The sequence below is a fragment of the Vandammella animalimorsus genome (genome assembly GCF_002285265.1).
Taxonomy (GTDB): Bacteria; Pseudomonadota; Gammaproteobacteria; order Burkholderiales; family Burkholderiaceae_C; genus Lampropedia.
The window spans coordinates 14,129-27,555 of the sequence record NZ_NSJB01000006.1 but is presented as its reverse complement, the minus strand read 5'-3'; the positions used below and the strand labels follow the sequence as shown (position 1 = coordinate 27,555).

15 protein-coding genes are annotated in these 13,427 nt (G+C 66.6%); 2 read left to right on the top strand and 13 right to left on the bottom strand.

Annotated features, from left to right (window positions below):
- Positions 1-56 precede the first annotated feature (56 nt).
- From CK625_RS09045 to CK625_RS09005, 9 genes are all read right to left on the bottom strand, one after another.
- Entirely contained in the window at positions 57-878 is an 822-nt protein-coding gene (locus CK625_RS09045) for a 2-keto-4-pentenoate hydratase (protein WP_238945600.1), read from the bottom strand.
- Positions 875-1,921: an NAD(P)H-dependent flavin oxidoreductase gene (locus CK625_RS09040; RefSeq protein ID WP_095539994.1), complete on the bottom strand. Its 1,047-nt coding sequence runs from the start codon at positions 1,919-1,921 to the stop codon at positions 875-877. Before CK625_RS09040 ends, CK625_RS09045 begins: the two co-directional genes overlap by 4 nt.
- Positions 1,918-2,730, bottom strand: coding sequence for a 3-(cis-5,6-dihydroxycyclohexa-1,3-dien-1-yl)propanoate dehydrogenase (gene hcaB / locus CK625_RS09035; RefSeq protein ID WP_095539993.1), 813 nt, complete (start codon positions 2,728-2,730; stop codon positions 1,918-1,920). The genes CK625_RS09040 and hcaB overlap by 4 nt, the downstream gene beginning before the upstream one ends.
- A gap of 12 nt (positions 2,731-2,742) precedes the next feature.
- Positions 2,743-3,306 carry a 3-phenylpropionate/cinnamic acid dioxygenase subunit beta gene (locus tag CK625_RS09030; protein WP_095539992.1) on the bottom strand — a complete coding sequence of 188 codons (564 nt, stop codon included), beginning with the start codon at positions 3,304-3,306 and terminating at the stop codon, positions 2,743-2,745.
- Complete coding sequence (locus CK625_RS09025) at positions 3,303-4,721, bottom strand: aromatic ring-hydroxylating dioxygenase subunit alpha (RefSeq protein WP_095539991.1); 1,419 nt, start codon at positions 4,719-4,721, stop codon at positions 3,303-3,305. The genes CK625_RS09030 and CK625_RS09025 overlap by 4 nt, the downstream gene beginning before the upstream one ends.
- A 26-nt stretch (positions 4,722-4,747) precedes the next feature.
- On the bottom strand, positions 4,748-5,095 hold the full coding sequence (locus tag CK625_RS09020; protein WP_095539990.1) for a non-heme iron oxygenase ferredoxin subunit: 348 nt from the start codon (positions 5,093-5,095) through the stop codon (positions 4,748-4,750).
- 25 nt (positions 5,096-5,120) lie between these two features.
- On the bottom strand, positions 5,121-5,960 hold the full coding sequence (locus tag CK625_RS09015) for a protocatechuate 3,4-dioxygenase (RefSeq protein WP_095539989.1): 840 nt from the start codon (positions 5,958-5,960) through the stop codon (positions 5,121-5,123).
- Between the two features lie 92 nt (positions 5,961-6,052).
- Positions 6,053-6,349: an extradiol ring-cleavage dioxygenase gene (locus CK625_RS09010; RefSeq protein WP_095539988.1), complete on the bottom strand. Its 297-nt coding sequence runs from the start codon at positions 6,347-6,349 to the stop codon at positions 6,053-6,055.
- A 4-nt stretch (positions 6,350-6,353) separates the two neighbouring features.
- Positions 6,354-7,172, bottom strand: a complete 819-nt coding sequence (locus tag CK625_RS09005; RefSeq protein ID WP_095540049.1) for an alpha/beta fold hydrolase — start codon at positions 7,170-7,172, stop codon at positions 6,354-6,356.
- A gap of 161 nt (positions 7,173-7,333) precedes the next feature.
- Between CK625_RS09005 and CK625_RS09000 the strand changes: the two genes are divergently transcribed.
- Positions 7,334-8,002 (top strand): TetR/AcrR family transcriptional regulator, encoded by a 669-nt coding sequence (locus tag CK625_RS09000; RefSeq protein ID WP_095539987.1) that lies wholly within the window; start codon positions 7,334-7,336, stop codon positions 8,000-8,002.
- 42 nt (positions 8,003-8,044) lie between these two features.
- Here CK625_RS09000 and CK625_RS08995 read toward each other — a convergent pair whose 3' ends face one another.
- Genes CK625_RS08995 through argJ form a run of 4 tightly spaced genes read right to left on the bottom strand, consistent with a single transcriptional unit; the run spans position 8,045 to position 11,342 of the window.
- Positions 8,045-8,596: a retropepsin-like aspartic protease family protein gene (locus CK625_RS08995; RefSeq protein WP_172425127.1), complete on the bottom strand. Its 552-nt coding sequence runs from the start codon at positions 8,594-8,596 to the stop codon at positions 8,045-8,047.
- Positions 8,597-8,638: 42 nt separating this feature from the next.
- Entirely contained in the window at positions 8,639-9,088 is a 450-nt protein-coding gene (locus CK625_RS08990; protein ID WP_095539985.1) for an NUDIX domain-containing protein, read from the bottom strand.
- Positions 9,088-10,086, bottom strand: a complete 999-nt coding sequence (locus CK625_RS08985) for an ATP-binding protein (RefSeq protein ID WP_095539984.1) — start codon at positions 10,084-10,086, stop codon at positions 9,088-9,090. Before CK625_RS08985 ends, CK625_RS08990 begins: the two co-directional genes overlap by 1 nt.
- Positions 10,087-10,094: 8 nt before the next feature.
- Positions 10,095-11,342 carry a bifunctional glutamate N-acetyltransferase/amino-acid acetyltransferase ArgJ gene (gene argJ / locus CK625_RS08980; protein ID WP_095539983.1) on the bottom strand — a complete coding sequence of 416 codons (1,248 nt, stop codon included), beginning with the start codon at positions 11,340-11,342 and terminating at the stop codon, positions 10,095-10,097.
- A gap of 202 nt (positions 11,343-11,544) precedes the next feature.
- On the opposite strand from argJ, the gene CK625_RS08975 reads away from it, so the two are divergent.
- Complete coding sequence (locus tag CK625_RS08975) at positions 11,545-13,425, top strand: glutamine--tRNA ligase/YqeY domain fusion protein (protein ID WP_095539982.1); 1,881 nt, start codon at positions 11,545-11,547, stop codon at positions 13,423-13,425.
- Positions 13,426-13,427: the final 2 nt, after the last annotated feature.

Sequence of the window (13,427 nt, the reverse complement as noted above, 5' to 3'; positions counted from 1 at the left end):
TCCTTTGGGTTTTATGGCCATGGGTTGATGGCAGGTTGGAATCGAAAAAAGGACGCTCAATCCAGGTAACAGCGCACGCGGCCCAGGCCGCCGATGTCCAGATCCAGGTGCTGGCCCGTTTGCAGCGGCGTCATCGGCCCCAGCGCGCCGGAGAGCACCACGTCGCCGGCCTTGAGCGGCTGGCCCAGCGCGGCCATGGTGTGCGCCAGCCAGTAGGCCGCGCGCAACGGGTGCTGCATGCAGGCCGCGCCGCTGCCGACGCTGACGGTGTGCGCGCCCGCGCGCAGCTCCATGCCTGCGCTGGCCCAATCGAGTGCGGTGAGCGCGCGCGGCTGCGTGCCCAGCACGTACAGCCCGCAGGAGGCGTTGTCGGCCACGGTGTCCACCAGGGTGATGCGCCAGTCGCGGATGGCGCTGTCGACGATTTCCAGCGCGGGCAGGGCGTATTCCACGCAGTGCAGAAACTGGCCCCAGGACAGGTGCTCGCCACTGGCATCGCGCCCCATGACGAAGGCGATTTCGCCCTCGGCCTTGGGCTGGATGAGACGGCCCAGCGCCAGCGTGTCGCCGTCGAGCAATTCCATGTCGGTAAACAGCACGCCATAGTCGGGCTGGTCCACGCCCAGTTGCTGCTGCACGGCGCGCGAGGTCAGGCCGACCTTGCAGCCCGCGATGCGCCGCCCCTCGGTCAGGGCGCGCTGGGTGTTGTGGCGCGCCACGGCATAGGCGTCTTGCAGGCTGTGGATGCCGAACTGCTCGGAGATGCGCTCAATGGGCGTGCGTGTCTGTCGTGCCTGATGCAAGGCGTCGGCCGCCTGGGCAATGGCCGCAGGCGATGCAGCCATTGCCGTGTTGGGGGAATTCGTGGAGGTGTTCATGCCTTGGCCTCTTGATGGGAATGCATTTTTTGGTAGAGCGCGCTGGCTTGCTCGCACTCTTGCGCCAGCGTGTGCAGATAGCCCGCGTGCAGCTCTTGCACGATGGCCGCCGCAGGTTGGGGCTGCTGCACGGCGCCTACGCCATGCCCGGCCGACCAGACGTGCTTCCAGGCCTTTTTGCCTGCGGCGATGTCGCCGGAAAAATCGATCCTGGCGGAGTCGATTTGTGCCGCTTCAGTCGCTTCGCTGGAGATACCCGCGCTCTCAAGCGTCTGGCGCAGCCAGTTGGCGGGCACGCCCGAGACAGCGCTGGTGAGCACCAGATCCTCCATGGCGCTGTGCGCCAGCAGCTCGCGGTAGGCGGGCGCTGCCAGGCTTTCCGTGGCGGCGATAAAGCGCGTGCCCGCCAGCACGAAGTCCGCCCCCAGCAACTGGGCGGCGCGGATGTCGCGCCCAGAGCTGATGGCCCCGGCCAGGCCCAGCGGCCCTTGCCAGAACTGGCGCACTTCGGCGATGAAGGCAAAGGGGTTGTACTGCCCGGTGTGGCCGCCTGCGCCCTGGGCCACGAGGATGAGCACATCGGCGCCCGCCTCGGCGGCCTTGCGCGCCAGCTTGGGGCTGATGACATCGGCGGCGACGATGCCGCCGTAGCCATGCACGGCATCGAGCACGCGCGCGGGGCTGCCCAGCGCGGTGGAGACGATGGCGGGCCGGTAGCGCTGCACCAGGGCCATTTCCTGCTCGAAGCGGTCGTAGGTGCGGTGCACGATCATGTTCATGGAGAACACGCTGCCAGGGCCGCATTGCGCCACGCCAGCGGCGGTGCGCGCCATCCATTCGTCCAGTTGCGCAATGGTGCGCGCGTTGGCGGCCGGGAAGCTGCCGGCCACGCCCGCTTGCGCGCAGGCGATGACCAGCTCGGGGCCGGAGACCAGGAACATGGGCGCGGCCATCAGCGGCAGCCGCCAGCCTTGCACCAGCTCCAGAAAGCGGCGCTGGGGCGCGCTGAGCGCTTGCAGGCGTTCGGGGGAATGGATCGTCATGGCGCGCTCCCGGCGCGGGCCGTGCCGCGAATTTCCCAGCCGCCATCGCTGTGGATGATGGTGGCGGTGGTGGCTGGCGAATTGGTGCGCGAGGCCAGCAGCACGTAGTGCCCGGTGTGGTCTTGCGGCTGGGCCATGAAGCCCAGCGGCATGGCATCGGCCACGGCCTGCTCGAAGCCCGGCAGGGCCGAGAGGCGCTTGTCGTGCTTGCCCAGGCTGGCCGGGCCGCGCAGTGGCGTTTGCGTGCCGCCCGGAGCCACGGCGTTGACGCGCACCAGCGGCGCCAGTTCGTAGGCCAGTTGGCGCACCAGGCCAACGCCCGCGTGCTTGGAGGCCACGTACAGCGGCCCGCCGCCGCCGGGGTAGAAGGCCGCGTTGGAGAGCGTGAAAATCATGCTGCCGCGGCTTTCGCGCAGTGCCTGCATGGCCGCGCGCGCAGCCAGTACATAGCCTTTGACGTTGACGGCGAAGATTTCGTCAAAGGCCCGATCCAGCTCCTCCAGCGAGAGCTTTTGCAGGCTGGCGAAAAAATCCCACACGCCGGCGTTGGCCACCAGGGTGTCGAGCTTGCCAAAGCGCGCCAGCGTGGCGTCCACGGCCCTCTGGTTGTCGCTGCCGCTGCGCACGTCGCCCTGCACGACCACGACGCGCTCGCCAAACTCCTGCTGGAGCGAGGCGACGTGCTCGTCGCTGCGCACCAGCGCGCCCACGCCGCGCGCGCCTTCGTCCAGAAATCGCTTGAGCACGGCGCGCCCGATGCCCGAGCCAGCCCCTGTGACCAGGGCCACATCATCTTGAAGCCATTGCATGCCGACCTCCGCTTACAAGAAGGTGTTGAGGTTTTTGGACATGAACAGCGATTGCGTGATGAGAATGGTGCGCCGCGCCAGCCGCCAACCGTGCTCGGTTTCGCGCCAGAGGTCTTCGCGGCGGCCCACCAGCATGTCGTTGTCGGCCTCGCCCCGGCTGCGGTAGTTGACGAAGTTGGAATGCACGCGGTATTCGCCCTCGACTTCGGTGCGAAAGCACTCCACATTGCTGATGACGTGCACGCAGCGCGTGGCCGGGTCTTCGGCCCAGGCCGATGGCTGCTTGAAGCGCGAGACGCGGATGGTCAGCTCGCGCAGGCTGTCGTCGTAGTACGCGCCGCGCCCGGGTTCCCAGGCGCCGAGCTTGTCGGCGCGGCGGCGGTTTTCCACGGCGGGCATCCAGTAGTGGATGTCTTCGGCCATCAGGGCCAGCCATTGATCCCACTTTTCCTCATCCAGCAGGCGCGCTTCGCGGTAGAGCAGTTGCTCAATGCGGCGCGCCAGTTCAGCGTCCACGGGGATTTCGGCGGGGGCGGCAGCGGCTGTGCCGGGGGTGTTGGTGGCGGGCTTGTTCATGCGGCCTCCTGCGGGGCATCGTGGTGGAAGGCGGATTCGTCCAGGCGGTTGGGGTCGCGCACGGGCACGTCGGCCCAGCTTTGCGCTTGCATCAAGTCCAGCCAGCGGCGGTAGAAGGCGCGCTGGTTGGCTTCGTTGACCTGGTTGCGATAGACGTTGCAGGGCAGCTCGGTGTCTTGCAGGCGCGATCCCAGCCCCAGGCCCATGTACAGGTTTTGCTGGCGGGTGAGAAAGCCGGCGTTGGTGCGGGTGGAGAACTCGAAGTTCTCGCCATCGTCCATCTCGAAAATGCCGCTGGGCGAGAAGGTCAGCATGGCCCCTTTGCGCCAGCGTTCCTTGATGTCTTGCGGGGCGGATTTGTTCACCAGCGTCCAGGTGTGCAATTCGATGCGCCCCGGCCCGCGCGGCTGCCAGACGCGGAAGGTGTTTTGCCCCGGCAGGAACGACATGTTGGGAAACACGCTGCACGAGGAGATGGCGCCAATCATCTTGGAGCGCAGCTCGCCCAGGCGAGAGGCCACGGTGGGCTGGATGCCGTAGAGGTATTTGCGCAGCTCCTTGTCGCCCAGCGTGGCGCAGTTGCCCACGGTGTCGAGGTTGAACTCCCAGCCGTGGCCGTTGTGGTTGACGTGGAAGGAGTGCTCGTCCTTGTACACCTCGGCCACGGCGCCGCCGAGCACGGCGCGGGCGGCGCTGTCGTGCGTCCACAGCGCGTGGTAGATGTCGCCAATGAAGTTTTCGGTAGGCACCTTCCAGTTGCAGTGGATGACCGATTTGACCGGGCCGCCGACGAACTCCGTGCCCTGGCCGTCCATGTCCAGCATCACATCCAGGTAGTAGCGAAAGTCGCCCAGGTATTCCGACAGCGGCGGCGCATTCGGGTCCATGTTGCCGAAGACCAGCCCCTTGTAGGAGGCCACTTGCGCCACCGGGTGCAGGCCGTGCTCGGCGCTTTTCATGCCGCTGGCGTCGAACAGCTCTTGTCCGGCCATGCCTTTGAGCGCGCCGTCGATGCCAAAGCTCCAGCCGTGGTAGTTGCACACGAAGCTGCGGGCGTTGCCAAAGTCGCTGAAGCTGATGCGGTTGCCCCGGTGCGGGCAGGTGTTGAGAAAGGCCTTGAGGCTGCCATCGCGCTGGCGCACCAGGATGACGTGGTCTTCGGCCATGTAGGTGGTGAGGAAGTCGCCGGGCTTGGGCAGTTGCGACTCATGGCCCAGGAACAGCCAGCAGCGGCCAAAGATTTTCTCCAGCTCTTGCTGATAGACCAGATCATCCCAGTACACACGCCGCGATAGGGTGCCGCGCTCGAAATCGGCCAGTTGCTCCAGGTTGGGCAGCGGCGGCGTGGAGGCCGGTTGCAGCAGGCGGTCGTGCGTGCAGTTGCCGCTGCAAGCTTTGTCGTGGGTGGTGCTCATCGTGGTGTCTCCGTCTCTTCTGGGGGTCAGATGGATGCCTGGCTGGCATCCGAAGGCTGGGAAAGATCGGCGTGAATTTCGTCGCCCTCTTCGATGATCTTGTAGGTCTGCAAGTCCACCTCGCAGGGAAAGCCCACGGCCTGCCCGGTGGGGATGTGGAACATGCCGTCGTGCACCGGGCAGGCGATCAGGTCGCCATCGACGATCTCGCCTTCGGACAGCGAGGCGGTGGCATGGGTGCAGATGTCGTGCGTGGCGTAGAACTGGCCTTCGACGCGGTACACGGCAATAGGGCAGCCGCCGGGGCTGACAACCTTGCGCACCTGGCCGTCTTCCAGTTCGTCGCGGCGCATCAGAAACACTTTTTGGCTCATGGCTGGTCTCCTTTCAAATGCGTGATCAGCGGACTTGCATGTGCACGAAACCCAGGCCAGTGACCCACTCGGGCACGGGCGCGTAGTCGATCAGCTCGCCCGTGTAGGGGCCTGCGGCGGCCATGGCGCACAGCCAATTGCGGATTTCCATGCCGCCGTTGCCGCCTTCGGCGAGGATGTATTCGTCCGTCAGCGCGGCCATGCCGTCCACATCGCCGCGCAGGGCGAAATCGAGAATGCGGCGGTCAAAAGCCTCGCTGACCCGGCCCATGTCTGCCGTGCCGACCCAGTGGCTGAGGCCGCCGCTGCCGATGACGGCTACCCGCACGTCTTCCTCAAAGGCTTCCACGGCCTGGCGGATGCCGCGCCCCACCTGGGCCGCGCGCGCCAGCGTGATGTAGGGGTCGACGCCAGAGGCCAGATAAACAGGCACGGTGCCGATGCTCTGGCCCGCCTCACGCGCAGGCTTGATGATTTTTTGCTCTGGAATGGCGATGGCGTGATCGACGGTCAGAGCGCGCGCCACGGCCCAATCCAGACCGTTGGCGCGGCCATGCGAGGCGATGAAGCCCGCCAGCGCCTCGTGCGCGGGGATGGTTTCGCGGCGCAGGCCGGGGAGCTGATCCAGCGGCCCGTCCACATCGCCCGTGCCAATCAGAAAAGCCGGCAGGCATGAAGTGCCAAACAACATGTAATGGTCGGAGCCGACCACCACGACGGCATCGGCCTTGAGCGCGGCCAAACGCTGCGCGCATTGCTCGAATGCGCCCCACATGCGGTCGCGGATTTCCTGCGCGGGTGCCTGCGGCGCCACAAACATCACCGGGTCATGCGGCACCAGAAAGCCGCCTACGATTTTTCCCATGGTTCACACCTTTTTTACGGTACAGTCGCCCCTGCCTTGCAGCGCCCTTTGGGGCGCTGCTGGCATTGAGCAATACAAAAATGGGGAAGTGCTTACTGCTTGATGGCGGCGACGTGCACGGCCTCGCCATCGGCCACGGGGCGCAAGGCCCGCATGTACTGGCGCATGTCGCGCGTGGGCGCCAGTTCTTGCCAGAAGCCCATGGTCAGCATGGGATTGACGCCCATTTGCTGCAGCGCGGCCACGTCAAAGCCCTTGAGCAAGCTGCGTTCGTGCTCGCTCAGCGCAAAACGCGCCAGGTAGCCATCCGCATCCTCGCGAAAGCGCTGCTTGGCGCTTCGGTCCACGGTCAATTGGTGCAACACCCTCTCAATGACATTGCGGCTCATGGCATTACTCGCAGAAGTTGGCAACGAGTTGGAGGAAGTCCGCGCGGCGCTCGGTTTGCACCCAGTGCCCGCAGCGCCCGAAGACGTGCAGATCGGCCGCTGGAATGGTTTGCCCCAGCAGCATGCCGCATTGCAGCGGCACCACGCGGTCTTCGCGCCCATGCAGCACCAGTGTCGGCGCCTGGATTTGCTCCAGCGACGCCTCGGGAAAGCCTTTGACCATGGTCACCCCTTCCGTGCGCGGTTTGGGGATGAGCTTGCGCAGCGCATCCTGCGCGCCAGGGCGGGCGCTGGCCTCATAGCGGGTGCGCACCATTTCTTCGGTGATGATGCTTTGATCGAAGGGGAACAGGCGCATGGTGCGCTCCATGTTCTCCATCGAAGGCTCGTACTCCCAGGCCGAGCGCAGGCCGGGGGTTTGTTCAAACTCGCCCGCTGGCGTGCCCAGCAGTACCAGCTTGTCCACCCGCTCGGGCTTGAACAGCGCCAGGCCGATGGCCAATGCGCCGCCGAAGGAGTTGCCAACAAACGAGGCCTTTTCGATTTGCAGCGCGTCCATGATGCCCAGCAGGTGCCGGGTCCACAGCTTGATGTCGTACTGGTTGCCTTCCTTGAATTCGGTGAAGCCAAAGCCGGCGATGTCGGGCACCACCACGCGGAACTGGCGCGCCAGCTCGGGCATGACCTTGCTCCAGTTCGTCCACCCGGAAACGCCCGGCCCCGAGCCGTGCAACAGGAACAAGGGCTTGCCTTGCCCCTCGTCAAAATAGTTGGTCTGGTGGTCGGCGGCCACCAGCGTCTTGCCGATTCCATCGTGGTTCATGTTGTTCTCCATACAGATTTGTATGTGTATTGTATTGATGGAGCAGTTGTTTGATCCAGCGATTTTTTATAGAGGAATACACCTAGGTATTTACCACTATTCAATTCACATTCGTATGTGAATGTCTGAATCCCGTCTTCGCCCGTCTCCAGGAGTTCCTCATGCCCAGCAGCACCAAACCCGCCGACTCATCCTCTCAGCCGCCTTTGTCACGCACCGCCGCCCGCGCGCAGAAGCAGGCGCAAAAAAAGGCCTCCCGCCCGGCGCGCGTCCAGCTCACGCCCCAGGACTGGATCGACGCCGCCATGGAGCTGCTGGTGCAGAAAAGCATCGATGCCGTGAATGTGGATGCGCTGGCCAAGCGCCTGGGCATCACCCGTGGCAGTTTTTATTGGCACTTCACCGACCGGGAGGACTTGCTGGCGCGCTTGTTGGAGAGTTGGCGCGATGCCTCGACCCATCAGGTCATCGTGCGTTTCGAGCGCCAAGGGGCTACGCCCAAGGAGCTGATCGCTGAGTTGCTGTCACTGCCCCAACGCGGCCAATCGGCCAAGCGCGCGGCCTCGATCGAGCTGGCCATTCGCGCCTGGGCGCGGCGTGATGAATTGGCCTACCAGGCGGTGGCTGCGGTCGATGCGCATCGCCTGTCCTACATCGCCCAGTGTTTTGTGGCCTTGCAGTTCAGCCTGCCCGAAGCCCAGGCCAGGGCCTTCATGCTCTACAGCTACATCCTGGCCGAGTCGAATGTGGGCGCAAACCTTCCGGCCAGCGTGCGGGCCGAGCGGCGCAGCGCGGTGGAGCGCATTTTGCTGGCGCCGCCAGCGGCGTGACATACCAGCCTGCTGTGCGCAAACCGCAGCGCAAGCCCGCTGCTACGGTGCCGGCTGACGCGGGCGCAGCACCATGGTGTCGCCCTCCATGGTGACGTGGAAATGCCGCAGCACGTTCTGGCCGAGCAGGGCCGGCTCGCCCCGGCCCATGTTCAGGCCAGTGCCAATTTCGATGTTTTTCAGCGTGAAGTCGCCCAGGCGCAGGCTGGCGGCGCGCACCACGCGCCCTGGCCGGGTGCCGTTGGCGGTGCTGAAGGTGGTCTGGCGCCCGCCGTGCAGCCGGGCGGCGTCGGCCAGCGCGTCGCTGACCGAGACCAGGCTGGCGCCGGTGTCGACCATGAATTGGACTGGCGCGCCGTTGATGGCGCCTTGTACGTAGAAGTGGCCATCGCGGTGCCGGGGCAACTGCAGGGCGGCGCTGCCATTGGCGCTTGTGATCTGGACGGCCGGGGCTGGCGCCAGCAGCCTGTCCATCAGCAGGTACATGGCGCCGATGACGAGCATCCACACCAGCCAGATCATCCAGGGGCGCAGCCGCGCCGGGGCGCTGCGCGGCGGCCTGTCGTGCTCTGGCGTGGGCTTGGGGGTGGGCATGCGGGCCATGGCCTTGCGGGTGCTTGGCGGCGTTGCGGGTGTTCAGCTGGCTTCTTGCGCCAGCGCATCGAGCACCGGGTAGGCGCCGGGCAGGATGGGCGCCACGCTGGGCGGCAGCGATTGCCAGGCGATTTGCTGGCCTTCGCGCATCTGGAATTGGCCGCGCCATTGGCGCACTTTGCACCAGTGCAGGCGCACTTGGGCGTGCTCGTAGTCGTGCTCGGTGGTGCGCCAGATTTGCACCGGGCCGATCTGGATGCCCAGTTCTTCCTCGAATTCGCGCCGCAGCGCCTGTTCGACGCTTTCGCCGGGCTCGATCTTGCCGCCCGGAAATTCCCAGTATCCGGCGTAAGGCTTGCCGGCCGGGCGGGTGCCGAGCAGAAAGCGTTGGTTGGCGCCCTGGCCTTGCAGCAGGATGCCGACGGCCACTTCGACGCGGGCGGCAGGTTTGGGCGCGGGCGCAGGGCTGTGTGTTGGGCGGTCGTTGTGCATCAGCGTGGCTTTTTGCTGCTGGCGCGCCAGGCCGGCTTGGCGCTCGGCGCGCTTTGGGCGCTTGAGGCGCTGCGCCCAGCTTTGGCGCTTTGGCTTTTCGGGGCGGCTTTGCGCTGGGGTTTGGCCAGACCATGGCGGCCGACGTAGTCGCGGGCGAATTGCCAGGCCACGCGGCCGCTGCGCGAGCCGCGCTCCAGCGCCCAGACCAAGGCCTGCTGGCGCGCCTCGGGCAGCAGTCTGGCCGGGCAGCCCAGCTGGCGCAGCCACAGCTGGGCAATGGCCAGGTATTCGTCCTGGCTGAAGGGGTAGAAGCTCAGCCACAGGCCAAAGCGCTCGGAGAGGGAGATTTTTTCCTCCACGGCCTCGCCGGGGTGGATTTCGCCGTCCTCGCTGCGCTGGCCGTGCAGGTTGTCGGCCATGGTCTCGGGCAGCAGGTGGCGGCGGTTGCTGGTGGCGTAGACCAGCACATTGGGCGTGGCCGCGGCGATGGAGCCATCGAGGATGGACTTGAGCTCCTTGTAGCCGCGCTCGCCTTCGTCGAAGCTCAGGTCGTCGCAATAGACAATGAAGCGCCAGGGCGCTGCAGCCAGGATGGCCACGATGTCGGGCAGATCGACCAGATCGCTTTTGTCCACCTCCACCAGGCGCAGCCCCTGCGGGGCAAATTGCGCCAGGCAGGCGCGCACCAGCGAGGATTTGCCGGTGCCGCGCGCGCCGGTGAGCAAGACGTTGTTGGCCGGCTGGCCGGCCATGAACTGGCGCGTGTTGGCCAGCAGGCGCTCTTTCTGGCTGCCCACTTCCAACAGATCGTCAAAACGCATCAGCGCCAGGTGCTGCACGGCTTCGAGCACGCCGCCGCCGCTGGCCTGACGGCGGTAGCGCCAGGCCAGGGCGCTGCCCCAGTCCTCGGGCGCTTGCAGCGGGCGCGGCAAGATGGCGTCGAGCCGGTCGAGCAGGCGCTCGGCCTTGTGCAGCACGTGCAGCAATTGTTCGTTCATGGGTTCGTTCATGAGCGGTAGTCGGCGTTGATGCTGACGTAGTCGTGGCTGAGGTCACAGGTCCAGACCGTGTCCTCGGCCTGGCCGCGGCCCAGGTCCACGTGCACGGTGATGTCGCTTTGCTGCATGACGCGCTGACCATCCTCCTCGCGGTATTCGGCGCGGCGCCCGCCGTCCTGCACCACGTGCACATCGCCCAGGTGCATGGCGATGCGGTTTTGATCCAGATCGGCAATGCCGGCGTAGCCCACCGCCGCCAGGATGCGGCCCAGGTTCGGGTCGCTGGCGAAGAAAGCCGTCTTCACCAGGGGCGAATGGGCAATGGCATAGGCCACCTGCGCGCACTCGGCGCGGGTCTTGCCGCCGCTCACGCGCACGGTGATGAACTTGGTGGCGCCCTCGCCATCGCGCACGATGGCCTGCGCCAGCTGCTGGGCCACGCTGCGCAGCGCGGCATATAGGGCCTGGCCGTCGGCGTCGTCCAGCGTCCGCACCGGCGTGTTGTCCGCCTGGTGTGTGGCCACCAGCATCATGCTGTCGTTGGTGGAGGTGTCGCCATCGACGCTGATGCGGTTGAACGACTCATCGGCCAGCTGCCGCGCCAGCGGCTGCAGCAGCGCCGGGGCGATGGCGGCATCGGTGGCGATGAAGCCCAGCATGGTGGCCATGTTCGGGCGGATCATGCCCGCGCCCTTGCTGATGCCGGTGACGTGGATGGTCTTGCCGCCCACCACCGCCTTGGCGCTGGCGGCCTTGGGCACAGTGTCGGTGGTCATGATGCCCTGGGCCGCCTCCAGCCAGGTGGCGGGGGTGGCGGCCTCGGGCTGGCGGGTTTTTTCCAGCAGCGCCGGCAGCGCGGCCTCAATGCGCGAAAGCGGCAGCGGCTCCATGATGACGCCGGTGGAAAACGGCAGCACCTGCGCGGGCGCCACGCCCAGCAGCTGCGCCGCCGCCGCCGCCGTGGCCTGCGCCGCCGCCAGGCCGGGCGCGCCCGTGCCGGCGTTGGCATTGCCGGTGTTGATGATGAAGGCGCGAATCGGCTGGCCCGCCCCCAGGTGCTGCTGGCAGACCTGCACCGGCGCGGCGCAGTAGCGGTTCTGCGTGAACACACCGGCCACGCTGCTGGCCTCGTGCAGCACAAAGGCCGTCAAATCCTTGCGCTGCGCCTTGCGGATGCCAGCCTCGGTCACGGCAATGCGCACGCCGGCAATGGCCAGCAGGTCATCGGCCTGGGGAACGTTCAGATTCACGGGCACAGGGCTTACCTCATCAAGAAAAACCGCCACTCGATGGCAAAGCGGCAATTATCTGGCAGAAGCGCTGCCCGGCTGGCGCGGATGCCAGCGCTGCGGTGTGAACAAGCGCGTGCATGGCATGGCTGTGCGGAAGGGCCGTGCGCGCAATTTCACCCCCTCGCCAGGCGCGGCAACGCGGGCGCCGTCCCTACAATCGGCGCCCATGAACACATCCACTACCCCAGAGAGCGCTGCGCCCGTGCAGGGCGAAGGCGCAGAGACCAAACCCAGCAACTTTCTGCGCCAGGCCATCGAGCACGATCTGGCGCAAGGCACTTACGCCCAGCGCCGCTGGGGCGGCAGCCCCGGCGACGGCGCGCATCATGCGGCGGGCATGGCCGACCCTGCGCCGGTGCGCATGCGCTTTCCGCCCGAGCCCAACGGCTATTTGCACCTGGGCCATGCCAAAAGCATCTGGCTGAACTTCTCGCTGGCGCAGGCCTACGGCGGCGCGTGCCACCTGCGCTTTGACGACACCAACCCCGAGAAGGAAGAGCAGGAATACGTTGACTCCATCCGCGAGCTGGTGCGGTGGCTGGGCTACGACACGGGCTATGCCGACGTGCCCGGCCAGCCCGGCGTGGTGCAGCCGCACCTGTACTTCGCCAGCGACTATTTCGACTTCATGTACCGCGCCGCCGAGTACCTGATCGAAGCCGGCCACGCCTACGTGGACGAGCAAACGCCCGAGCAAATGCGCGCCAACCGGGGCGACTTCGGCACGCCTGGCGTCAACAGCCCCTGGCGCGACCGCAGCCCGGCCGAGAACCTGGCGCGCTTTCGCGAGATGCGCGATGGCCAGCACCCGGACGGCAGCATGGTGCTGCGCGCCAAGATCGACATGGCCAGCCCCAACATCAACATGCGCGACCCGGCCATCTACCGCATCCGCCGCGCCACGCACCACAACACGGGCGACAAATGGTGCATCTACCCCATGTACACCTTCGCCCACCCCATTGAGGATGCGCTGGAGCAAATCACCCACAGCTTTTGCACGCTGGAGTTTGAAGACCAGCGCCCGTTCTACGACTGGCTGCTTGAGCGCCTCTGTGAAGGCGGTCTGCTGCAAAGCCCCCCGCCGCGCCAGTACGAATTTGCGCGCCTGAACCTCACCCACGTCATCACCAGCAAGCGCCGCCTGCGCCAGTTGGTGGAAGAAGGCCATGTGGACGGTTGGGACGACCCGCGCATGCCCACCCTGGCCGGGCTGCGCCGGCGCGGCTACACGCCCGAGGCGCTCAAACTCTTTTGCGAGCGCTCGGGCATCTCCAAGGCCGGCGGCTGGATCGACTACTCCGCGCTGGAAGGCGCGCTGCGCGACGTGCTCGACCCCGTCGCCCCGCGCGCCCTGGCCGTGCTCGATCCGCTCAAGCTCGAACTCACCAACTGGGATGCGCTCTTTGGCGCGGGCCACCTGGAGCCTTGCCAGGCCCCGCTGAACCCGCACGACGAAGCCGCTGGCCAGCGCCAATTCACCCTCGGGCGCGAGAGCTGGATCGAGCGCGAAGACTTCATGGCCGTGCCCAGCAAAGGCTTTCGCCGCCTGTACCCGCCGCACACCGGCGGCGACGGCCAGCCCAAGGAAGGCAACCAAGTGCGCCTCAAATACGGCTACGTCGTGCAATGCACCGGCTTTGAGCAAGACGCCGATGGCCGCGTCACCAAAGTGCTGGCCGAAGTCATCCCCGACACCAAGAGCGGCACGCCCGGTGCGGACAGCGTCAAGGTCAAGGGCGTGATCGGCTGGGTGGGCGCGCACGACGGCGCAGCGGCCGAGTTCCGCCTGTACGAGCGCCTGTTCCAGGCCGAGCACCCCGGCCAGGCCGAGCTGGCCGAAGAGCTCAACCCGCACAGCCTGCACGTGGCCCACGGCTATGTGGAAGCCGGGCTGCGCCAGGCCTTGCAGGCCGAAGGCGCCGAGCCCCGGCCCTGGCAGTTCGAGCGCCTGGGCTACTTCGTGCGCGATCGCCACAGCCCGGCCGATGCGCCCGAGCTGGTGCTCAACCGCGCCTGCGGCCTCAAGGACGGCTGGAAGGCTTGAGA